22 protein-coding genes and 1 tRNA gene are annotated in these 22,814 nt (G+C 49.3%); 11 read left to right on the top strand and 12 right to left on the bottom strand.

Annotation, left to right across the window (positions count from 1 at the left end; genetic code table 11):
- Positions 1-5: 5 nt before the first annotated feature.
- Entirely contained in the window at positions 6-410 is a 405-nt protein-coding gene (locus ACFSUS_RS21715) for a c-type cytochrome (protein ID WP_381525855.1), read from the bottom strand.
- 172 nt (positions 411-582) lie between these two features.
- Here ACFSUS_RS21715 and ACFSUS_RS21710 point away from each other — a divergent pair, with 172 nt between their 5' ends.
- From ACFSUS_RS21710 to ACFSUS_RS21695, 4 genes are all read left to right on the top strand, one after another.
- Positions 583-1,320 carry a class I SAM-dependent methyltransferase gene (locus ACFSUS_RS21710; protein ID WP_381525854.1) on the top strand — a complete coding sequence of 246 codons (738 nt, stop codon included), beginning with the start codon at positions 583-585 and terminating at the stop codon, positions 1,318-1,320.
- 100 nt (positions 1,321-1,420) lie between these two features.
- Positions 1,421-4,540: a SusC/RagA family TonB-linked outer membrane protein gene (locus ACFSUS_RS21705; RefSeq protein WP_381525853.1), complete on the top strand. Its 3,120-nt coding sequence runs from the start codon at positions 1,421-1,423 to the stop codon at positions 4,538-4,540.
- 18 nt (positions 4,541-4,558) lie between these two features.
- Positions 4,559-6,076: a RagB/SusD family nutrient uptake outer membrane protein gene (locus tag ACFSUS_RS21700; protein WP_381525852.1), complete on the top strand. Its 1,518-nt coding sequence runs from the start codon at positions 4,559-4,561 to the stop codon at positions 6,074-6,076.
- Between the two features lie 78 nt (positions 6,077-6,154).
- Complete coding sequence (locus ACFSUS_RS21695) at positions 6,155-7,546, top strand: glucoamylase family protein (protein ID WP_381525851.1); 1,392 nt, start codon at positions 6,155-6,157, stop codon at positions 7,544-7,546.
- A 13-nt stretch (positions 7,547-7,559) separates the two neighbouring features.
- Here ACFSUS_RS21695 and ACFSUS_RS21690 read toward each other — a convergent pair whose 3' ends face one another.
- From ACFSUS_RS21690 to ACFSUS_RS21680, 3 genes are read right to left on the bottom strand one after another with little or no spacing between them, the layout of a single operon-like run.
- On the bottom strand, positions 7,560-7,892 hold the full coding sequence (locus ACFSUS_RS21690) for a PIN domain-containing protein (protein WP_381525850.1): 333 nt from the start codon (positions 7,890-7,892) through the stop codon (positions 7,560-7,562).
- 35 nt (positions 7,893-7,927) lie between these two features.
- Positions 7,928-8,185 (bottom strand): hypothetical protein, encoded by a 258-nt coding sequence (locus tag ACFSUS_RS21685; RefSeq protein ID WP_381525849.1) that lies wholly within the window; start codon positions 8,183-8,185, stop codon positions 7,928-7,930.
- A 37-nt stretch (positions 8,186-8,222) separates the two neighbouring features.
- Positions 8,223-9,911, bottom strand: a complete 1,689-nt coding sequence (locus ACFSUS_RS21680; RefSeq protein WP_381525848.1) for a VRR-NUC domain-containing protein — start codon at positions 9,909-9,911, stop codon at positions 8,223-8,225.
- Between the two features lie 96 nt (positions 9,912-10,007).
- Between ACFSUS_RS21680 and ACFSUS_RS21675 the strand changes: the two genes are divergently transcribed.
- From ACFSUS_RS21675 to ACFSUS_RS21655, 5 genes are all read left to right on the top strand, one after another.
- Entirely contained in the window at positions 10,008-11,036 is a 1,029-nt protein-coding gene (locus tag ACFSUS_RS21675; RefSeq protein ID WP_381525847.1) for a DUF2157 domain-containing protein, read from the top strand.
- Positions 11,023-12,213 carry a hypothetical protein gene (locus ACFSUS_RS21670; protein ID WP_381525846.1) on the top strand — a complete coding sequence of 397 codons (1,191 nt, stop codon included), beginning with the start codon at positions 11,023-11,025 and terminating at the stop codon, positions 12,211-12,213. Before ACFSUS_RS21675 ends, ACFSUS_RS21670 begins: the two co-directional genes overlap by 14 nt.
- A 42-nt stretch (positions 12,214-12,255) precedes the next feature.
- Positions 12,256-12,453 carry a type II toxin-antitoxin system VapB family antitoxin gene (locus ACFSUS_RS21665; RefSeq protein ID WP_381525845.1) on the top strand — a complete coding sequence of 66 codons (198 nt, stop codon included), beginning with the start codon at positions 12,256-12,258 and terminating at the stop codon, positions 12,451-12,453.
- The gene (gene vapC, locus ACFSUS_RS21660; RefSeq protein WP_381525844.1) at positions 12,454-12,864 is read left to right on the top strand and encodes a type II toxin-antitoxin system VapC family toxin; all 411 of its coding nucleotides are present in this window, start codon (positions 12,454-12,456) and stop codon (positions 12,862-12,864) included.
- Between the two features lie 81 nt (positions 12,865-12,945).
- Positions 12,946-14,133 (top strand): phosphoglycerate kinase, encoded by a 1,188-nt coding sequence (locus tag ACFSUS_RS21655; protein ID WP_381525843.1) that lies wholly within the window; start codon positions 12,946-12,948, stop codon positions 14,131-14,133.
- A gap of 30 nt (positions 14,134-14,163) precedes the next feature.
- Here ACFSUS_RS21655 and ACFSUS_RS21650 read toward each other — a convergent pair whose 3' ends face one another.
- The 4 genes from ACFSUS_RS21650 to ACFSUS_RS21635 form a co-directional block, all read right to left on the bottom strand.
- Positions 14,164-15,615 carry a tetratricopeptide repeat protein gene (locus tag ACFSUS_RS21650; RefSeq protein ID WP_381525907.1) on the bottom strand — a complete coding sequence of 484 codons (1,452 nt, stop codon included), beginning with the start codon at positions 15,613-15,615 and terminating at the stop codon, positions 14,164-14,166.
- Between the two features lie 84 nt (positions 15,616-15,699).
- Entirely contained in the window at positions 15,700-16,455 is a 756-nt protein-coding gene (locus ACFSUS_RS21645) for a zinc ribbon domain-containing protein (protein ID WP_381525842.1), read from the bottom strand.
- Positions 16,456-16,472: 17 nt separating this feature from the next.
- On the bottom strand, positions 16,473-17,573 hold the full coding sequence (locus tag ACFSUS_RS21640) for a Nif3-like dinuclear metal center hexameric protein (protein WP_381525841.1): 1,101 nt from the start codon (positions 17,571-17,573) through the stop codon (positions 16,473-16,475).
- A 53-nt stretch (positions 17,574-17,626) separates the two neighbouring features.
- Positions 17,627-17,703, bottom strand: a tRNA-Asp gene (locus ACFSUS_RS21635).
- Positions 17,704-17,965: 262 nt separating this feature from the next.
- Here ACFSUS_RS21635 and ACFSUS_RS21630 point away from each other — a divergent pair.
- Entirely contained in the window at positions 17,966-18,505 is a 540-nt protein-coding gene (locus ACFSUS_RS21630; RefSeq protein WP_381525840.1) for a PAS domain-containing protein, read from the top strand.
- A 51-nt stretch (positions 18,506-18,556) separates the two neighbouring features.
- On the opposite strand, the gene ACFSUS_RS21625 is transcribed toward ACFSUS_RS21630, so the two are convergent.
- Positions 18,557-18,877: a hypothetical protein gene (locus ACFSUS_RS21625; protein ID WP_381525839.1), complete on the bottom strand. Its 321-nt coding sequence runs from the start codon at positions 18,875-18,877 to the stop codon at positions 18,557-18,559.
- A 4-nt stretch (positions 18,878-18,881) separates the two neighbouring features.
- Here ACFSUS_RS21625 and ACFSUS_RS21620 point away from each other — a divergent pair, with 4 nt between their 5' ends.
- Complete coding sequence (locus tag ACFSUS_RS21620; RefSeq protein WP_381525838.1) at positions 18,882-19,820, top strand: alpha/beta fold hydrolase; 939 nt, start codon at positions 18,882-18,884, stop codon at positions 19,818-19,820.
- Positions 19,821-19,841: 21 nt separating this feature from the next.
- On the opposite strand, the gene ACFSUS_RS21615 is transcribed toward ACFSUS_RS21620, so the two are convergent.
- The 3 genes from ACFSUS_RS21615 to tsaD all read right to left on the bottom strand — a co-directional run bounded on the left by ACFSUS_RS21615 (position 19,842) and on the right by tsaD (position 22,736).
- A complete protein-coding gene (locus tag ACFSUS_RS21615; RefSeq protein ID WP_381525837.1) occupies positions 19,842-20,678 on the bottom strand; it encodes a UbiA prenyltransferase family protein in 837 nt (278 codons plus the stop codon).
- A 62-nt stretch (positions 20,679-20,740) separates the two neighbouring features.
- Positions 20,741-21,664: an MOSC domain-containing protein gene (locus ACFSUS_RS21610; protein WP_381525836.1), complete on the bottom strand. Its 924-nt coding sequence runs from the start codon at positions 21,662-21,664 to the stop codon at positions 20,741-20,743.
- A 73-nt stretch (positions 21,665-21,737) separates the two neighbouring features.
- Positions 21,738-22,736 (bottom strand): tRNA (adenosine(37)-N6)-threonylcarbamoyltransferase complex transferase subunit TsaD, encoded by a 999-nt coding sequence (gene tsaD, locus ACFSUS_RS21605; protein ID WP_381525835.1) that lies wholly within the window; start codon positions 22,734-22,736, stop codon positions 21,738-21,740.
- Positions 22,737-22,814: the final 78 nt, after the last annotated feature.

Below are 22,814 nucleotides of genomic sequence, written 5' to 3'. Positions count from 1 at the left end.
GAGCGTTATGCTTTCTTGGTCGACTTCGTGGTTTTGGTTGTCGTCGTCTTTTTGGTCGATGTTTTCTTAGCACCACCATCGAGCGAGTTAATCCAGCTTGCCAGTTTCAGGGCATCTTCTTTTGGTACCTGTTTCATGGGAGCCATTGGAGGATAGCCAGGCCAGTGACTTGGTACTGGATTGTAAATCAGGTTCACGATCTCTTCGTCAGAATAGTTCTTCTTAGCAACGTCTACATAAGCAGGGCCAACCAGACGCTGATTAGGGCGGTGGCAGGCAATACAGGTATATTTGCTCATCAGAGCGTTCATATCCGCTGGGATGTCGGCCGTTGCAGCCTGTGCATTCGCGTTGTAAGAGGCCAGGACTAAGGAAGCCGCAGCGATTAAGAAGCCAAACGATTTTTTCATGTGAATCGGGTAAGCGATTGATTGGTAAAAACTAAACAGTAGATTGTAGGCAACCTCGCAAAAATAGACGCTTCCGGTTGAGAAGCCAATTTGAGCAGCGGTTTTCCTTCTAAAACAATTGTGAGACAATTATTTCCTTAAATCGTTTAAAGTTAATTATTGTTTTTATTTCATGATGCCCCTCGATCGTTTCTCCGGCCATGCCGACCTGTACGCTCAGTACCGAATAGACTATCCAGCTGACCTCTATCAATACATTCTCTCACGGGTGAGCGCCCGAAATACGGCCTGGGACTGCGCTACGGGTAATGGTCAGGTGGCCGTGGCTTTAGCTGATTTTTTCGAAACGGTAGAGGCTACTGACATCAGCAAGACCCAGCTGGCCCGCGCCGTACAGGTTCCCAATGTGCATTACCAGCCTAGCCTGGCTGAACAGACCCCCTTTGCTGATCATACGTTTGACCTCATTACCGTGGCGCAGGCAGTGCACTGGTTTGATGTTGATGCATTCCATCAGGAAGTGCGACGAGTAGCGAAACCCGGCGCTGTTATTGCCGAGTGGGGATACGGTTTGGTTAGCGTTGGCTCCGACCTTGATCCCATCATCGTTGACTTTTACCGAAATTGGGTTGGTCCGTATTGGGACCCCCAGCGCAAATACATTGACAACGCCTACGCGACCTTACCCTTTCCCTTTGCCAACGCGCAACGTAACAACTTTGAGGTGAAACGGGAGTGGTCGTTAGACCGGTTTCTTAATTATTTAAGAACGTGGTCGGCGGTTCAGCAATACCAGCACGAAAATGAAGAAGACCCGGTTTTCGCTTTGAAAGAAGAGTTAGCAAGTAAGTGGGGAGAGGCAGAGCGTCTGTTAAAATTTCCGGTGTTTATGCGGCTAGGTACCGTATAAAAGAAAAAGAGTAGTAGCTTTTGATAGTACTCTGCTGATAACAAATAGCATTCATTTGGGTTGATACGATAGGAATTATCAGTACTATCTTATCTCACTTATGAACAAACTGCGCTACTTAGTATTATTAGGGGTGCTTTGGAGTGTTGTCGGATGGGGGCAGAGCGTTAATACCCCCGGAACCCCGGCTACACCAATGTCACCGCAAGCTACCAGTGTATCGCCCGGTTCACAGACCGCGATCAATGGCCAGATCAATGCGGGCCAGTCAACTGCCAGTCCAGCCGTAAGCCAGACTGGCGTTTCGGTTTCTGGTAAAGTAACTGATTCACAAGGGCAGCCCTTACCCGGCGTAACCGTAACCCTGAAAGGCAGCACCCGTGGGACAACAACTGATGCCAATGGTAGCTTCCAGCTTACCGGCGTAACTAATCAGTCGGTATTGGTATTCAGCTACATTGGTTTTGCCAATCAGGAAGTTGCTGTTGGAAACCAGACGGCTATAAACGTTACGCTGGCAGATGATACCCAAACATTGAATGAGGTCGTCGTGGTTGGGTATGGAACCCAGCGAAAACGCGACTTGACGGGAGCTGTCGCCCAGATTAAAGGCGAAGAAATTGTTAAATATCCCGTTCAGACACCTACGCAGGCGTTACAGAGCCGGTTAGCCGGGGTGCAGGTCATTGCTTCGGGTCGCCCGAATGAGCAGCCGCAGATTCGGGTGCGGGGCGTTGGCTCGGCGCTCGCCGGGGTGAGCCCATTGTACGTAGTCGATGGGGTGTTGACGGACGACATTCGGAATATCAGCAACAACGATATTCTGAGCATTGAAGTCTTGAAAGATGCGTCAGCGGCTATCTACGGGGTTCGAGCTGCGAATGGTGTTGTGATTGTGACCACCCGACGCGGTAAGTCGGGAGCGACACAGGTACAATACGATGCTAATTTCAGTGTTCGGCAACCGGCGAATCTGGTCCAGATGGCCAACCGCGATCAGTACGTTAGTTACCTGGCCGATGCTGCTCCCAATCAGAATGTCAACAACCCGCCCCTGACCTCCGATCAAACAACGAACTGGTATGACCAGGCGCTGCGGAATGCCCCCCAATCGAATCATAACCTCTCTATTTCCGGTGGCAGCGAACGAAATACGTTTTTCTTCAGCGCGGGTTATTTCACGGATGTTGGCGTAGTGAAAACGAATGACTTCCGGCGACTGACGATCCGGGCCAATAACGAGGTTAAGATCAATGATAAGCTGACCTTCAGTAATCAGCTTTCGTTTTCGAGAGGTAACGAAAAAGCCGTTAATCTGGACGGCGTGTATTCGAGCTTATACCGGGCGGCTCCCATTGTGCCCGCCAAGGTAGGCGACAAATACGGTAACCTGTCGGCCTTCGGTAATGTGGGCAATCCGCTGTTAAGTCTGGACGCCCGCGACCAGCGTATCATCAATAATCGATTGCAGGGGAATCTGGCGCTTAGCTACAAACCCGTCGAGTGGCTTACGTTACGTTCAGCTTTTAATGGCGACCTGATTTTTAACCGTGATCGAACGTATTTACGCGCTTTTCAGAACGACGCTAATACGTTCGTTACGGCCGGTGGTAACCAGCGGCAGCAGAACAGCCAGCTCAATGTCAATGAGAGCCGGTCACTGCGCTACATCATCGATAATACGGCGACAATTGATAAAACCTTTGGTGATAATAATTTGACGTTTTTACTGGGGGCAGTGACTGAGCAGTTCACATCGGACACACTGCTGGCTTCCCGGATCAATGTACCGAATGATCCAAATCTGTGGTATTTACGACTCGGTAATCCTGACCAGCAACTGAGTAACGCTAGCGGTGGCGATTTACAGACACGTCAGTCGTTTGTGACGCGGGTAACGTACAGCCTTAAAAATAAATACCTGTTCAACGCGTCGTTGCGCGCCGATGGCAGCTCGAAATTTAGAGAACGGTGGGGCTATTTTCCGACGGCTGGGATAGGTTGGGTCATCTCTGACGAAGCCTTTATGAAGAACCAGTCGCTGTTCAACTTCCTAAAGTTCCGGGGTAGTTGGGGCATACTAGGCAACGATAACATTGCCAGTAACGCGTATATTTTAACGGCCAATGTCAACATACCTTATTTTTATGATAACGGACTTACACTGGGCAACGCTATTCAAGATATTAAAGACCAGCAGCTAAAGTGGGAGCGTACCCAGCAGATTGACGCCGGTGTAGAGTTCGCCCTGTTTGATAACCGGCTGACCGGTGAGATTGATTATTACAGCAAAACAACCCGCGATGCCCTGGCTTTCCGCATCATTCCGGCCATTTTCGGTGATCCAGACAACCAGTTTCTGACCAACATTGCTTCGTTCCGTAACCGTGGGTTTGAGTTTGTGCTGAACTGGAAAGAAACACTGGAAAGCGGACTGAGCTACAGCATCGGCGGTAACCTGACAACCAACAAGAATGAGTTGATTGGACTCAATGGGGGGCAGGCGTTGCTGGCGGGTGGCGTTGGTCAGCAAGGGTTCGTTACCCGCAGTGATAATGGACAGCCGGTCGGAAGTTTTTACGTATTGAATGCCATTGGCGTCTTTCAAAACCAGGCCGAGATTGACGGGGCCCCCGTGTTTGGCGACCGGGCTAATGTCCGGCCGGGGGATCTTAGATATCAGGATGTTGACGGTAACGGCGTTATCAACGATAACGACCGAATTTATGCCGGGTCGTATCAGCCAAAACTGTACTACGGTATTAATCTAGGGTTGAGCTATAAAGGCTTTGACCTGGCGGCCGACGTGTATGGTAATGCTGGTAATAAGGTTTATAACGGGAAAAAAGCATTCCGTTTTGAGAATACTGACAATATTGAAGCGGCCTACGCCGACGCCCGCTGGACCACCAATCGGCCTTCGCAGACCGATCCACGCATCATTACGTCGGCAACTCCAGCATCGACTTATTTTGTCGAATCGGGCTCATTTATCCGGCTTAATAATTTGACGCTGGGTTATACAATCCCGGCAGCGTTAAAGGATAAGGTAAAACTTCGTACGGCCCGGATCTATGTGACGTCGCAGAATTTGTTTACCATCAAACAGTTCAGCGGGTTTAGTCCTGAGCTACCCGGCGGTCCGCTGGACTCTGGCATTGAACTTAACTCATACCCAACCACCCGCACGTTTGCCGTCGGACTCAACGTGGGTTTCTAACCAATCGACTTTATCAATATGAATTATACTCAACTCTTCATCCGTGCTACGTTGCTGGTCGCCATGTCGGGGCTGGGACTAACGGGCTGTAAGGAATTTCTGGATACACCTCCTCAGGGTCAAATTAGCGAAGCGGCTGTTCGTAGTGACCCGGCTGCTGCCCAGAGCCTGGTAACGGGCGTTTACAATAGTCTGTGGGAGGAGAATATGCACGGCTTTACGTTTGTCGGCATGACCAACATTGCTTCCGACGATGGTGATAAAGGTAGCAGCCCCGCTGATGGTGCCAATTCGTTTGGCACGTTTGATAATCTGAATCCAACGCCTAACGTGGGTAACATTAACGACTTATGGTCAGCGTATTTCCGGTCGATTGCCAGAGCCAACCAGGCGCTTTCGCTGATTCCGCTCAGTCCGGTCGATCAGACGACTCGCAACCAGTACGAAGCCGAAGTTCGTTTCCTACGGGGCTACTTTTATTTCAATCTGGTGCGCTTTTTTGGGGGCGTTCCTATTCTCCAGGGCGTACCGCCGGTCGATCAAATCAACAATACGGCGTTGCAGGCCAGAGCCACACGTGAGGAGACGTACAACTTCATCATCAATGACCTGCGGTTTGCGGCTACTAATCTACCCATTAAAGCCCAAACGCAAACGGGTAAAGCTACCAAAGCAGCTGCTATGGGCATGCTGGCTAAGGTGTATCTATATCAGAAAAACTGGCAACAGGCGTATACCTTAACCGACTCGATCATCAAGAATCAGGTGGGTACGTATGACCTCTTACCAAACTACGCCAATATATGGCGCGAAACGGGCGCTAATAGTGTTGAATCTATTTTTGAAGTGCAAACCGGTATCAATCTATCCTGCACAGCAGCTATTAACCTGTATGTCGTTTGCCAGGGGCCCCGGGCGGGTGGCCGTCGTGGATGGTCTGACTTGGGCTTTGGTTTTAATACACCTTCGCAAAGCCTGCTCGATGAATACGAACCTAACGACACACGGCGTGACGCTACCATTATGTTCATCAACCCGGCTCCGCGCGGAACGGTGCTGTGGGACGGTTTCCGGGTACCCAGCCGTGATTCGGTCGAGAATGACCGGTATAACTATAAAGCTTATCACAGCCGCACGGCCGAACGGAATTGCGGTAACAATGACCGATTGCCCAAGAACTTACGAATCCTGCGGTTAGGGGAGGTGCTGCTCATTCATGCCGAGGCCGCCCAGGCGCTGGGTCGAAGCGCTGAAGCCCTAGCTGACATCAATCGCCTGCGCACCCGCGCTGTCTTACCGGCCCAGGCAACAATTGATCTGGCCAAAATCTGGCACGAACGGCGCGTTGAACTAGCCATGGAGCACGACCGTTTCTTCGACCTAATCCGTCAGGAAGATGTTCAGCCAGGGCGGGCCGTTCAGGCATTTGCCGCTCATGGTAAAACGTTTGTGAAAGGCAAGAACGAAGTGTTTCCCATTCCTCAAACGCAAATTCAGCTGAGTGGGGGCGTGTTAACGCAGAATCCGCAGTACTAATAGTGGGACACGGATGGCGCAGATTCCCACGGATGAGAATTGAGATAAAATCCGCGCCATCCGTGTTTCTAATTGCTTATGAAACAATTACTGATTCTCACTATTCTTTGTGGCTCGTTGTCTGCTGTCTGTGGCCAGTCTAAACCCCCGTTAACGTCTTACATAGTGTCGGCTGCGGATCAGGCCTTTCTGGATAGCCTGCAACGCGATACGTTTCGCTATTTTTGGGATACCGCTAACCCGGAAAACGGCCTAGTACCCGATCGGGCGCCATCGCCTTCATTTTGCAGCATTGCAGCTGTTGGCTTTGGGCTAACCGCTTACTTGGTTGGCGTCGAGCGGAATTACATCACGCGGGCGCAAGCCGCCGACCGAACGTTGCGAACGCTTCGTTTCTTTGCCAGAGCTCCACAGTCGGAGAAGGCAACGGGAATAGCTGGGTACAAGGGTTTTTTCTACCATTTCCTGGATATGAAAACCGGAGAACGGTTTAAAAAGGTTGAATTATCCACGATTGATACGGCTTTGTTGTTAGGGGGTATTCTTAGTGCGCAAACCTACTTTGATCAGAATACGCCCGTTGAATCCGAAATACGCCAATTAGCTGACCAGATCTACGGCCGTGTTGACTGGACATGGTTTCAGGCAAGACGGCCGGTTATCTCGATGGGCTGGCATCCCGAAACGGGATTTATCAAGAGTGACTGGACCGGCTATAACGAAGGAATGCTGCTATACATATTGGCCCTTGGTTCACCGACGCACACAGTTGGGCCGGAGGTGTGGCCTGCCTGGACTAAGTCGTACCCGTGGGCTACATTTTACGATCAGCCGCATGTCAACTTTGATCCATTGTTTGGACATCAATACTCGCATACCTGGATCGACTTTCGGGGTATCCGCGACGAATATATGCGAGGCAAAGGCATTGACTACGCCGAAAACTCCCGCCGGGCCACCTACGCTAATCGGGCGTATTGCGTAGCCAATCCAGGTAAATGGCAGGATTACGGTCCAACAATCTGGGGCTTAACCGCCTGCGATGGCCCGAAGGATACAACTGTGAACGGACGACAATTTTTTTCGTATCGGGCGAGAGGAGCGGCCTCCACCCAAGTCGTGGACGATGGGACGATTGCTCCCACGGCAGCTGGTGGGTCGATGGCGTTTGCGCCCGAAATTTGTGTACCGGCGTTGCGGGCTATGAAAGCAAAATACGGGGCGAAACTTTACGGCACCTACGGCTTCCGCGACGCGTTCAATCCAACGTATCGGTATAGGTCATCCTTCGCGAATGGACCAACCGATGTCGGCTGGTTTGATGTAGATTATCTCGGTATTGATCAGGGACCAATTTTGCTGATGGCCGAAAATCTGCGAACGGGCTTCGTCTGGAACCTAATGAAAAAGAACCCACATATTCGGCGTGGTTTGCAAAAGGCTGGCTTCACGGGCGGCTGGCTCAAATAGCCTATTGAGGTTGTTATAACCTTGCTGGATTAACGTACTTCAACCGAGGCACCCGCAAGAAATCGGTATCGTTGTCGGATAGTAACGTTAATCCATTTGCAATAGCAGTAGCGGCAATAATAGCGTCAGGAAGTTTAATCTTGACACCTTTCCGGATGAGAATAGTTTGCTCGATGATGTCTTCAGTCAAGCCGAATTCTTGCGAAGTTGCGACAAATAATTTTAAATCAATTGCAAAATTGGGATCTTTCGGTATCCATCCTAAAAGCTCAATTCGATTAATAACAGATAGATTTGGAGTTGCCTCCAAAACAGTTGTCATAAATTCTAAGCCTCTTTCTGGCATTAAGCCCTAGAGTGTCTTAGTAACAATGTTAGTGTCTAAGAGATATTTCTTTCCCATGAATCTCTCAGATCTCGCAACTCATTTTCAATCTCCTGATTTTGCTCAGCAGTGTAATGCTTATACTTTCCTACTAAATGGCTTAGGCCACCTTTTTTAGTAGGCTTCGCTTTTGCTTCCTGTGGCTTAGCGGTCAGAATAACCTGCACTTCCACTTCCTGATCATTAAATTCTTCAGGGACTGGTACCTGCACAACTCCATTGTGAGGCACGGCAAATTGACGGATCATTTCCATAAAGCTTCCATTTAAACAATCAAGCTACACGTTTTAACTACAACTCCCAAATCACCCGGACGACTTTGCCCCGTACGCCAATGGTCTGAAAAAACTCCAGCCAATGCAGTTGCTGTGGCCCGAGGTGGTCGGTAGGGGACTTAACTTCGACGAAATCATATTCGCCCTGATCGTTCCAAACCAGCAAATCGGGAAAGCCGCGCGTGTGCTCCCGTACGTTGCGGGCCATTTCGAGCAGAATCAGGCCAAGTTGCTCCGTATCCAGCAGCTCAATCATGCGATGTACGAGCGTCATGAGCTCATCCGACCAGTCGACCAGTACGTTCGTAATGCCGTACTTCGCGTTGAACATGCGGCCCGTATGCCGTCGCCAGTCGTCTTTTGTGGCTAGTTCAGCGAGCCGCTTCTTGAGAAGTTCTTCGCGTTTCAGGTAGAAATCGGGCAGATAAAAATCGGACGGAGCCCGCTGCAAGGGATGGTGAATGGCAGATACGTTAGCATCGTAAATGATGTCCCAGAACACTAGGCCAAATAGCCCTCGCCACGGATAGTTTTCGGTAAACGCAGCGTCGTACCCCTGTTCGAGGTAGTGATTCATAACGCCCGCTTCAACGTGGTGGCGGTAGGCCGCAGGAATGTCTACGCTCTCGGCATCCGACAAGAAGCGTGTAGTAGCTTTACGGGTACGCTTTTTGGCCCCCGCCCCCAGTATCTTTTCGCGGAAGTCATTCGCGAAATATCGCTCTTCGGCGTTCAACGGCTTTACGGCAATCTCGTCGCAGAGGGCTAACGCTTCGTCAACCGATCCGTTCTTGTACAGCAAACGAACGCGCCGTTCCCGCGCCGGTACTCGATCCGATAATTCATAGACAGCCAACGCCTGTTCGGGTAGCTTCTGACGCTCCAGATAAGCGCCTACTTTACACACCAGCTTCTGGTAGCCCGGAATGGCAATCTCAGTTAACTCAGGCCGGGTTTCGTTCCAGTTCAGAAACCAGTTATAAATGTCATCAGCCGGGGTTTCCGCTTCTTTAAGGTCGTAGAACTCTTCGTTCGTCAGCGAGATCAGCAGTTTGTCTTCCACTTCCTTACGTGTACGGAAGCGAGCGGTCATTTTGCTTTCATCGTACCGTTCAAAGTTGACCATGCCCAAATCGCGCACCACGAACTCCGTCATGTTGCCACCCCGGTTGCCGAAGAACAAGTACTTAATCATCATGCCCTCGGCTTCAAAGTTCATTCTCACGACGGTCTCGCGGGTCGTCAGGCTGGTCACTACCTCCCCAAAATTGAGTTCCTGCAAGGCGTAACGTACGACACCTTCCTTTTTCTCTTTAGCCAGTGGCTTGATTTCTTCAGGTTCCAGCGGTAACAATTCAAGCAATTCGGGTTTAGTAAATACACCCAGTGCCAAATCGCCCATACCTTCATGGTGAGTCGATAAGCGCTCGATAAATCCAGCCATCAAGAGCTCGCCAACAGCAGCCGGCAGGTCAGTTATTTCGTTGTATTGTAGTTTATTAATGCGAAAAAAGAGTCCTTTGCGGTTACTAAAACGAACGTATAAACATTGTGCATCGAGACTCAGCGCTTCGAACCTCTGGATGAAATTCCATTCGGCGTCGTTCAATAAACCGCCATACAGCCGTTTAACAAAGTCCAGCACGTAGCGGAAATTGTCGAGGTAGTAGCGAGGGGTGAGTAAAACTTTCTGACGTCCGATCATAAAGTAAAGTAGTGATGCGGCATACCGATGGAAACCAGCACTGGTAATAATTGGCGGGTTTCCACCCACGTTATAGTAACAAAAAAAGAGCCATTTATGTCCCCAAATGATGTCCTGAACGAGTTGAGCAAACAAGGTATTATATCGGCTGGTCAGCAAGCGAAAATTGTTGAATCAGATCAGAAAAGGCCTTTTTCGCTCCACTGGGAATTAAGAGCAACCTTATACGTCGGGATACTGCTGCTGAGTTCAGGATTGGGTTTGCTGGTATACGATAACTTCGATCAGATTGGCCATAGTGCCCTGCTACTGGCAATGGCCGTGGGTTGTGCTGCCTGCTTTGCCTTCGCCTGGCGTTCGCGGCCGGAATGGACAAAAGGACAGACTCGTAGTCGCTCTGCTTTCGGCGATTACGCGCTTATTCTCGGTTGTCTCCTGTTCCTGACCCTGGAAGGCTACGCTCAATATCAGTATAATGTTTTTGGCGATCGGTATGGCCTGGTGACCTTACTTCCTGCCCTGCTGTTTCTGCCGTTAGCGTATCGTTTTGATCACCGGGGCGTATTGGGGATGGCGTTGACCGCGTTAATCTCCTGGGTAGGCGTTACCGTACGGCCACTTGAGCTGTATTTCAAAACTAATTTTTTTGACCAGACAACCGTTTTATCGTCCATCGGGCTGGCCATACTCTTAATTGCTGTTGCCCTTACCCTACGAAAACAGGGCATTAAGGCACATTTCACCTATACGTATTTGACAATTGCGGGGAATCTGCTGCTGATAGCGCTCCTGGGCGGCCTGTTCAATTTTGAAGAGTCGGTAATTTGGTTTGCACTGGGCCTTGCCGTTACGTGTGTTGCTTTCGATCGGTATGCCCGACTGGAACACCGTGCTTATCGGGCTGGTGATCCAACAGGAGCGGGTCAGGCTGAATCGTTTTTATTTTTACTGATGAGTGCGGTATACGGCTACATCGGTGTCACCTACTTATTTTTCCATTATCTGCACCCCACCAGCTGGGGCGATGGCTTGTATTACTGGTATTTTATTCTGACGGGTATTGGCTTGGTGGCCTACCTGATGAGTCAACTACCGAAAGGAAACACCGTACATGAGAGCGTATAACGAACAATGGGTTTATAACTGGGAAGTCGTTCGGCAATCGGAGCGATGGCATCGACAGAAGCTGCTCACGGACGCGCAGATGGCAGCCATTGAGCAGAATTACCCGATTGGCTTTCGGCGGACGAACGGCTTCATCGAAATAGGGCTGTTCCTGTTTACAACGGTTACTATTTTGGGCGTTTATCTCCTGCTGAATACCATCTTTTCGGGATTGCTTTCAGAGCGTAGTACGTACAGCATTTTCAATGTCGTGTTTGGAATTTTCATTGGTATTGTGGGCCAGGTGTTAATCAACCGTCAACAACTGTACCATAACGGGGTCGATAATGCTTTCGCGGTTACGCTAACCGGCTTTCTGGCCTTTGGCCTGAATCAACTATTGCCCACAGGTTTGTCTGTTGCGACGCATTGTCTGTTTACCCTGCCGCTACTGATACTCGTTCTATGGTATTACAGCGACACCCTTATTGCCTTTCTGACCTTAGCTACGTTCTACGCTTTTGTATTTGACAAAACATTAGACTTTAGCTGGGGACGTACAGCACTGCCTTTTATTATAATGAGCGTATCGTTAATTGTCTATTTTATGACAAAACGGTTAACTCGCTTAACGGCAAAACAACCCTGCTATACCGATTCAATAAACCTGGCGCAGTGGATCGCGCTTGTTATGTTAGCCGCTGGCGGTAATTACTTTGTAGTCAGAGAGCTAAACGGGGTATTGCTAAAACCGATTCCTGACGTTGCCCCACCGATTGGCTTGTCGGGTTTATTTTGGTTACTAACGTTTGCCATCCCGATTGGATACATACAGCAGGGCCTGACCAGGAAAAACCGAATGCTCATCATTCTCGGCGAAGTAGGGCTAATTGGGGCTACAATGACCATACACAAGTACGTTGGTTTGCTGGCGCTGAACACGTTTTTGACTGTACTGGGATTAGCGCTAATTGGGCTGGCGGTTGCTGGCATTCGTTACCTGCGTAGTGGAACACCCGGTCAGTCTAAACATGGCTTTACGGATGATCCCGATGAGGACTCGCCCGATAACCTGCTCGTTAATGCTCAAACAATAGCGGCTATTCAGGCGGCAAGCGGTACTCAGCAAGGGCCAAAAGACAGTCTTCGGTTTGGAGGGGGAGAGTTTGGTGGCGGTGGGAGCGAGGGTAAGTACTGATACTCTTCAAAATTAATTAGTTTTACAAGAAAGTATAAGTAAATGGAAACGAGCGTAAAACTAGATGACCAATTGCTAAATAAAGCTAAGCAGCTGAGCCACATTTATAACACTGATGAAGTTATCCAACGTGCTTTAGAACGATACGTGACTGTGCTTCAAGCAAACCAGCGGCTTCTGGAAATGCGGGGTAAAATTGAATTCTGGAATGATGAATCTCAACCAACTTCTCAACTATAGATGGAATCCATTTTAGTTGACACCTCTGTTTGGATTGACTGGTTTAATGAAAAGAGCAATTATTCTCCGGAAACGAATTTGTTGGGTACGTATTTTACTCAAAGAGTACCCGTTTACGCCACGCCCACCATTTTACAAGAAGTATTACAGGGGATTCGGAGTGACAAAGATTTTCGGGATGTAAGGGAGGTGCTTTTAAGCGTACCCATACTTTTACTCGACCCTGTTGAAGCTGCCATTGAAGCCGCTACATTATATCGCTCGCTGAGGCAGAAAGGGGTAACCATCCGTAAGCCGAACGACTGCCTGATTGCCCACTACGCTATCTTTTACGGCGTTCCCGTACTGCATAACGACATCGATTTCGACCAGATCGCCCGCTTTACGACTCTACGTATCGCTAACCCTTAAGTACCGAAACTAACTTCCCGTTCGTGTCTGGCGAAAAACCGCTAAGTTTGGCCCCGTTAACCAACGACCATACGCAGTCGCATGAAAACCGTAGATTCCTACAATTTTGCTGGCAAGAAGGCCCTCGTTCGGGTGGATTTCAACGTTCCACTTGACAAAGAGTATAACATCACCGACGATACGCGCATTAAAGCGACGATCCCGACGATCATGAAGATTGTCAACGATGGGGGTTCGGCTATTTTGATGTCGCACCTCGGTCGGCCGAAAGGTGGTCCCGAAGAAAAATATTCCCTTAAACATTTGCTACCCGCTCTTAACGAAGCGTTTGGCCGGGAGGTGAAATTTGCGGATGATTGCATTGGACAATCAGCCATCGATCAGGCAGCTAGTTTGCAGCCGGGTGAGATTCTGCTATTGGAAAACCTACGGTTCTACAAAGAGGAAGAAAAAGGAGACGTATCGTTTGCTGAAAAGCTCTCAAAACTGGGCGATGTGTGGGTGAATGATGCTTTTGGAACGGCTCATCGCGCCCACGCCAGTACGGCCGTTGTCGGACAGTTTTTCCAGGACCGGGTGTGCGGCTACGTGATGCAGGCTGAACTAGACAACGCCAAAAAGATTCTGGAAGACGCCGAGCGGCCGTTTACGGCTATCATGGGAGGAGCTAAAATCTCCGATAAAATCCTGATTATTGAGAAGCTGCTCGACAAAGTAGATAACCTCATCATTGGCGGTGGCATGACCTATACCTTCACCAAAGCGCAGGGTGGTCAGATCGGTAAGTCGTTGCTCGAAGCCGACAAGCAGGACTTAGCTCTAGAATTATTGCAAAAGGCTGAGGAAAAAGGCGTTACCATTTATATGCCGGTTGACAACGTCTGCGCTGATGATTTCTCGAACGATGCGAATCGACAAACCGTAGCCACTGGACAGATTCCTGACGGTTGGGAAGGACTAGACATTGGTCCTGAGACTATCAAGCTATTTACAGACGTAGTATTGAAGTCAAAAACGATTCTTTGGAATGGCCCTATGGGCGTATTTGAGTTCGAAAACTTTGCTACCGGCACTAATGCTATTGCTAAAGCGGTTGTAAAAGCCACCGAAGAAAACGGCGCGTTCTCGCTCATCGGCGGTGGCGACTCGGCATCGGCCGTTAACCAGGCTGGCTACGGCGACCGCGTTAGTTACGTATCAACCGGTGGTGGCGCACTGCTCGAATATATGGAAGGTAAAGTGCTACCGGGTGTAGCCGCTTTAGAGTAGTTATAAAGTTTTCCGGCGCACCATGCAACTTTATAACTGACTTAATCCCGCCTTGGCTTTATTGTCAACGCTGTTTTTATATTCATGGCGTTTGAAGCTGAGCGCTTTCTGGAAGAACGACCGTGCCTGTGTGCGGTCGTTCTTTTGTTGGTAGATGTATCCCAATTGTAAGGCTGATACCGCTCCGAAAGAGAGTTGATCAGGTTCACTGATAGCAAGGGCACGGCGGAGGTAAGGCAGCGCGGCATCGGGATCGTTCCGGCGCTGATAGATACGTCCCATTCGGTAATTATACTCCGCTTTCTCGACTGCCGACATAAACTTTGCCTCGTTATAAGGGCGAAGATAGGCGAGGGCGCTATCCGTAAAGCCGCCATCCGAAGCCAGTCGGGCACGCATCAGGACTTTCTGATTGGGGGATGCTCCCCGCTCTAAATAGGCTTCGGCAAACTTTTGAGCGGCTTTATCTGACTCGACCGTTGTGCGCCCAACCGTTAATACTGTTTGTAAAAAAGGACGCGTGATCGTATCGGATTGGCCCGCCAGCCATTGACAAAGGAACAGTTTATAGTACGAATCTTTTAAAAAGTTCTGCCCCTTGTACGTGCTTACGAAACGTTGAAAATGGGTCTTTGCCGTAGAATATTCACTTTTTTGCAGATAAATATCTCCTAAAATATTCTCGATCACTGGCAAGGACTGGTAGCCGTCAGATCGGGGACGGCTGGTTAAGTAAATAAGAGCTTGCTCACCACGGCCGTTCTTCTGCTCAATGGTGGCTCCGAAGAAGTGAAGCAGTAAATTGTCAGGATTGCCACTGATAAGCTGCGCCAATGTTCGGCTATCCGCATCGGTGAATTTAAGTATATAAGCACGTACCATCAGGTCAATTAACTGCGCTTCGAGCCGAAAGATTGGATCGTTCTGCACTCGTTGCAACTCCTGCTGCCCCTGACGAACGCTGCCCCGTAAACCGAGCAGATTGGCTACCCAAACATAATTCTCCGGTACCGAGCCAATCATAACATGCAACGTACCGAGCGACTTGTAAGTGGGCAGGAAGTTTGGGAATTTTCGCTGATTTTCTGACAGTAGTTTGTAGGCGCGGATAACGTCCCAACTGGCGCTAAGTTCTTTGCCAAATTTCAGTTTAGCGAATGCCCAATGCAATCGCACTTCGGCTTGCATAACCCGTTGCCAAGGCGATTTATCGTCTAACGCCTGGAGAGCATCAAGCCGGTCGTCTTCACGCTTGCTGAAGTTAGCAAATAGCCGATCATCGTCTGAGGTCACCAGTGTGAGCATATCGGCATAATCGTCGAGGAAGATACGGACACCATTGGCGGGCGATTCTTTAATCAACGCCTGCCGGGCCGATTGCACTTTCAGCTTCTGGAGGTCAGAGTAAGCCCGTTGTAGACCAGATGTCCAGACAAAATCCTGCGCAGGTACCGTAGTGAACGATAAGAAAACGATTAACACAGAAAGAGCTGACCTACGCAGACTTGCATCCGAGTAAATCAGCTCTTTCTGTAGTACTTGTGCGTTCAACTTGCTAATTCAGAACTAGCGTCCGCGACCAACCGGAGCCGGTTCGGGAACACCTTCAACGTCGGCGAAAATCCGGCCGCAATGTTCGCAGACAATGATTTTCTTCTTGTCTTTGATGTCAGCCTGGCGTTGTGGAGGTACTACGTTAAAGCAACCGCCACAAGCACCGCGTTTCACCATTACGACCGCTAATCCGTTGAGGGCGTTGCCGCGGATCTTGTTGTAAGAATTCAAGAGTCGCGTCTCGATGGTTGTCGCCTGCTCATCACGTTGCCGGATGATTTCTTTTTCCTCCTCCTGACTTTCAGACGTAATCTGATCGAGTTCCTGTTTCTTCGCTTTTAAATCTTCCTTACGCTCATTGAGGGCGCTCTGTGTCGTCTTGATTTCCTCTTCTTTACCCCGAACGCGGAATTGAGCTTCGCTAATACGTTTGTCAGCCAGTTCAATCTCAAGCGATTGTAATTCGATCTCTTTTGAGATGGCGTCAAACTCGCGGTTGTTACGGACGTTCATCTGCTGATCCTTATATTTGGTAATCAGCTTTTCAGCGTCCTTTTTGGCAACACGGTTGCGCTCAATCTCTTCTTCCAGCGTCTTGATTTCGGCCTGGAACTTACCAATACGGGTCTCGAAGCCAGCGATGTCGTCTTCCAGATCACGTACTTCTTCGGGGAGGCCACCGCGAATTTTGATAAGTTCGTCTAATTGTGAATCAAGGGATTGCAGTTTAAGAAGGGCGTCTAATTTTTGCGCAATCGTCAGTTCCATTCGGAAAGTAGTTAGTGCTATATGAAGTATCGAACCGGGTTCGTATCCGTTTCAGATAAAATTACCGCAAAAGTAGTAAATTTTTTTGCCAAATGCTGGCTAATCAACTCTTTCGTGAAGACTTCGCTTTCATAATGGCCAATATCACAAATAACGATACGGCCATCGGCATCAAAAAACTCGTGGTATTTGTAATCAGCCGTTACAAACACATCGGCCCCGGCCCGAATGGCATCCGGTAGCAGAAAGCTCCCTACACCTCCGCACACGGCTACACGTTGGATAGGGTGATCTGGTAATTGGGTATACCGGATCAGATTCAGACTCATTTTTTCTTTGAGATAGGCAAGCCACGTTTTTCCATCCATCGGTTCGGCCAGGTTACCCACCGCTCCCGACCCGACAGTCTGGTTGCTATTATTGAGCGCATACAGGTCATAAGCTGGTACTTCGTAGGAATGGGCTTTCTTCATAGCGGCCACTACGTTACGTTCGAGGTGGGTTGGTAGCAGTACTTCCAGCCGTTGTTCGCTCACGGTTTCATCTTGCTCCACTGCCCCGACAACTGGGTTAGCCCCGGTCAGTGGTCGAAACGTACCTGTGCCACCTACCCGGAACGAACAATGTTCATACGCTTCGATGCGACCGGCCCCAGCTTCGTAGATAGCGGTCAAAACCGCTGATAAATCTTTATCTGGAACAAATACAACGAGCTTGGTTAATACTTGCGATTTAGGAGCCAGTATTTGCACCTGCTGAAGGCCAAGTTTTTCAGCTATCTTAAAATTAACTCCGCCTGCCACATTGTCGAGGTTCGTATGAGCCGCATAAAGTGCTACGTCGTTTTTGATCGCTTTGATCACTGCTCGCTCTACGTAGTTCTTGCCGTTCAGTTTTTTAAGCCCTTTGAACACAATCGGGTGGTGGGCGACTACAACGTTACAACCTTTGGCAATGGCTTCGTCGATGACGGCTTCAGTGGCATCCAGAGTAACGAGAACGCCTGTAATGGTTGTGTCTGGATCGCCAACGAGTAATCCTGAATTATCGTAAGATTCCTGATAGGCAAGAGGGGCAAAGGCTTCAAGGTAAGCCGTAAGGTGACGGATCTGGAACATAGTCGAGTCGGGACTATATGAAAAAAGCCCCGCAAATTTGCGGGGCTTTCTGTTGGCGGTCCGGACGGGGCTCGAACCCGCGACCCCCTGCGTGACAGGCAGGTATTCTAACCAACTGAACTACCGAACCATGCTGATAAGTGGTCAACGTTTGCCGTTTTTCCTTTATCGTGGCACAAAAGTAGGGGCTTTTGGTGTTATACACAAGAAAGCTTTTTAAAAAACTTGATAGTTTTTGACGAAACAGTGCTTCATCTACTGGGAATCAACTTGTTTTGTCTCAAAAAAAATAGTTAAAAAGCGATCGTAATAAATAAATAACGCTTTCCGGTTAGAATTAGCCAGCACTAAGTAGTACATTTCTTCTCAGGAAGCCTTAACCAAAAACAACCATGATAACGTCGGAGTCGTATATTGAATTGGTGAACCGCGTGTATAGCCGGTCACAACAGGACGGCAACCGACCATATCCGGTGGCTTGCTACGAAATATTTATGCTTACCCAGGCTCAGGAACGAGCTAAGCGTAAAGAAGCCAACTTGTTCCGACAACTTGGTGATATATTTGACTGGGATATGTCCAGACGCCAACGCAACTCATACCTTAAGAAGTTACAGACCGGGCACACGCTTGTGCTTACTGATTTGTCGAAGACCATTTTATGGACGAGCCGCAATTTCCTGGCCATGACTGGATACACTCACAATGAGGCAATCGGAAAAACGCCCCAGATTTTACAAGGACCGGGTACGGACCTAGCAACAATTATGCGGGTGCGTGAGTCGCTTCGTGCCGCTGACCCTGTAAAAGCCGATTTACTGAATTACCGCAAGAACGGTGAGCCTTATATCTGCCGGGTAGCGATTGACCCTTTGTATGACAGTCAGGGTGCGTTAACCCACTTCTTAGCCGTGGAAAGCGAAGTAGAGTAGCGGATACACAGCATCCGCCTGATTAACATCGTAATCATCTCTACTTATCGCTTATTTGTCATCATCAGTACTTAATTCATTTGCTTCATCAGGCGTCATCTTCTCGGCGTCGTTTGCTTGCAGCGCTTGCAAGGTTTCTTCCCGCGTGGCAGTATCGCTAATCGCCGTATCGCCAGGGACATTCGGGTTTGGCCGGTCGAGATCACTTTGGCTAATCTGAGCGGGGGCATCGGCTTTTTCTTTCATAACGTATTGCAGGTTTGTTGTTCTCAACCAAACGGGCTGGTATCCGAAATGTTTGCCACTCGCACAGGTTTCTAATTTTCCGAAAACCTTTGGCCGATGATTTGCAGTTATAGTTAGAGAAGACATTGCTATGAAACGGTTTTTGCTCGTCCTTCGCTGGGCTTTATTAACATTATTAGTGCTGGGAATTGGCGTATTAGTTGTTGCCTGGTTTGTTGATTTTAGGCAAACTGACCAGGAGTTGGCTGAAGAATTTCGGGGGCAACGCATTCGTCCGGAAGTTCACTACTACAAAATTGCCAATGGTCATGATCAGCCGCGAACGATCCGGTATATGGAAACGCCTGCTCGTACTGGCGATTCGGCATTGCCGGTTGTCTTGTTTGTGCACGGCGCCCCCAGCTCATTATCGTTTTTCAATGAGTTTTTCAAGGATACAATGCTGCTGAACCGGGCTCAGTTGGTGGCTGTAGATCGACCTGGCTATGGATACTCCAACTTTGGCCGAGTTGAAACGTCGGTTGTTCGACAGGCAGAATTCTTACAACCACTTATTGATCGTTACCGAAAAGCCCCTTACCTGATGATTGTTGGGTCGTCGTACGGTGGATCGGTGTCAGCCCGATTAGCTATGAACAATCCTGGTCAAGTTAATCATGTGGTGTTTGTATCGTCGGCGTTGGGGCCAGGACTGGAACGTACCTATCCTATCAGCTATCTGGTGGATACTCCGTTGTTACGATGGGGGATACCGCCTTTGCTACGGTTGGCCAATGATGAAAAATTAGCGCATCGGCAGGCATTGGAAGCTATCTTACCCGATTGGCCTAAAATCCGGGCGAACATCACTATGCTACATGGTCAGCGGGATGATCTCGTGTATCCAACAAATGTTTCCTTTGCCCAGGAGCACCTGGTCAATGCCAAAGTAAAACAGTTCTTACTGCCCGAAAATCGTCATGATATCGTATTCAACAAGCGAGAATATATGACCGAGATTCTGCTTGATATTCTGACGCGTCGGGACGTAAAAGAGGGAGGGCAGGTAAAGGCAATGGCCATAAAGTAACGAGAAATGGTGCCCGAAAGGTCATAAAACCAAGGCAGGCATCCAAAATACGCCATCACCTAACCAGCGGTACCGTTCGTTTCTGAGAAAATAAGCGGGATACCGCTGGATGCTGTACAGGGTTAAACTCATCAGGGCCAGCATGAGCGCCGAACGCTGCGCAAAGCGATCATGCGTTACGAAGCAAATTGTAAGTCCCGCTGCCACAACCCCAAAGGTGAGCCAGCGAAGGATAAGATCACAACGTGGCTCTCCCCATTCTGACGCCAGTGAGAAAACCGGCTGACTAGCAACTTCGCGGACTTCCATAACATCGAACAAAATAAGATTTTGAAAAGCGATACCAATAAACATCGCAAACTCGGTGATCTCAATACCACTCACAACGGGGCGTTGTACCCAAACGCTTCCCCAGATACCCACCGAATACAATAGGGCGACTAATGGCTCTTTCAGCAGCAAAGCCGGATGTCGTGTCGGAAGCCGGAACACCGCCCCTACATAGGCTGCACAAATACCCCCCAGGATAATCCCAAATTTGATAACGCCGGTTGGCAAAAAGAAAGCGAGTACTAGGGCCAATAAGGCCGCAACAGCGACAACGCGCCATAGCAGTGGGGCATGCTGGCGATGAAATCGGTGCCGGGCTGTCAGCGTAGCCGTAGAAGCGCCAGCCTTTTGCACGTCAAAAAGTCGATCAACGGTGTAGATGACGAAGACGGCTAATGCCAGCACGATGGGAGTAGCCCAGTGTATTGGCTCAACATCGGATAGCCGGGTCGCCATCCGATTCGACAAAACAGCCCCCATCACGACGGGGAAACTCAGATAATAAGCGTTGCGGAGAGGTGTAAGCAAAGTAGAGAAAAGGCAATTAACGTAGGCAGATAACTCCAGGTTATTGGTTAAGTTCTAAAATTTTATCGACTCTGAAGGGGTAAGTTGGGTGCGTCCAGCCACGGCTCCTGACGATTAAGAACTTCCAACTTTTGGCCTACACGTAGCACACCCACGGCCGTTGGGTCTGGTAGTACATTCTGACCAAACAGAATTTTGTGATTCCACCGCCGGTACGTAGCCAGGGTTTGCAGCGGTTCTTTTCCTTTTTGACCCGTTGCGGGGTCAATGGTTGTCAGCACACAACGAGCGCAGGGCTTTACTCCGTAGAAATCCATGCCGCCCACCCGAAAGTGCGACCAAGTGTCTTCTTCGTACGGCGAGCTACCCTCAACGACTATGTTAGGTCTGAACCTACCCATCTCCATTGACGGACTACCCGCAGGTAGCCGTTGGTTAAGCTCGTCGAGCGAAGCCTGACCAATCAACAAATACGGATAACCATCAGCGAAACTAACGGCGGGTAAGCGTCCCTGGCTATCCGGTTGGGCGTATTTGGCATCTACGTCTCTACGGGTTACTTCGGGCATGAAAACTAACCGGCAGGGTTCATTGAGCACTTTCGAAAACCAACGGTCAGCCTCTGGGCTAACCGTAATGGCTGGCACCTCTTTACTGTCCCAAATGTCGACCGGTAAATAATTGTGATCCGTGGGAACGCTGGAGGCTGCCGAAATAGTTAATGGCAATTCCAGTACGTCGTCAGGATGATTTCTGTGCCAGACACGTAGCCACTTCCCCTGACCTGACTGATTCGAGACGTCAGCAATAGCTACCTCGATCAAGGCCATCTGATGATTGGCACGTTGGGTGATAAACTGGCCATTGGGCGACACCAGCATATACCGACGATCATATTGGAAGCCTTTCTCTTCAACAGTCGCTTCGGACACGGATATGCCGCCGAGCGATTTAATAGGATAAATTCGGAGGTCGGTAATAGTCATATTAAGAGCTAGTCGGTGGGGGCAATGAACAAGTGCAAAGATAAGTTTACTATTTAGTTGTCAGTTACCCCATTCAAAAGCTCATTCGGGGTAGGGGACTAACGTCCTGCGCTGTAAACTCGCCATGTTCATACTTGAACTGGGCAGCCATGGCAATCATAGCTGCATTGTCAGTACAGTATTCAAAACGCGGGATGAAAACGTTCCAACCTTGCTCGGCTCCAGTTTGCATCAATGCTGTGCGTAACCCGTTGTTGGCTGATACGCCCCCGGCAATCGCAATCTCCCGAATGCCTGTTTCACGAGCTGCCCGCTTAAGTTTCGTCAACAGCATTTGCACCAGCGTGTGCTGAATACTGGCACAAATATCAGGTAAACGTTCGGCCACAAAATCAGGGTTTACTCGGATATTGTCCCGTAGGAAATACATAATCGCCGTTTTAATGCCGCTGAACGAGAAGTCGAGGTTAGGCATATCACCCATCGGAAACCGAAAAGCCAGCGGATTACCCTCTTTGGCGTATTTGTCAATAAGTGGTCCACCCGGATAGGGAAGGCTGAGCAGCTTGGCCGATTTATCGAACGCTTCGCCTACGGCGTCGTCCTGCGTCTGGCCAATGACCGTCATGTCGAGCGGGCCGTCAACGCGGACAATCTGGGTATGCCCGCCACTGACGGTCAGGCACAAAAACGGAAAGGACGGTTTAGGAGCCTCAATAAAATGCGCCAGCACGTGAGCCTGCATGTGGTTGACCTCAATCAACGGAATGCGCAGGCCAAGGGCTAAGGCTTTGGCAAACGAAGCACCCACGAGCAAAGAGCCCAGCAAACCCGGACCACGGGTGAAGGCAACCGCCGATAATTCATTTTTAGGTACATTTGCGTCGGTTAACGCTCGGTCGACTACTGGCAAAATGTGCTGCTGGTGGGCTCGGGAGGCCAGTTCGGGCACCACACCCCCGTATTGTTCATGAATTAATTGCGTGGCAATCACGTTCGACAAAACATGACCGTTGGCTAAAACGGCGGCCGACGTTTCGTCACAAGAAGACTCAATTGCTAATATATTCACATCTACAAAACTAATGGATAATGATTCTTGTAGAATGTATAATGGAAGTTGCCATTAAACCGTTCCCTCTGTTATAGC

It is taken from the genome of Spirosoma soli (assembly GCF_042684525.1).
Taxonomy (GTDB): Bacteria; Bacteroidota; Bacteroidia; order Cytophagales; family Spirosomataceae; genus Spirosoma; species Spirosoma soli.
This window is presented reverse-complemented; position numbering and strand designations above follow the sequence as displayed.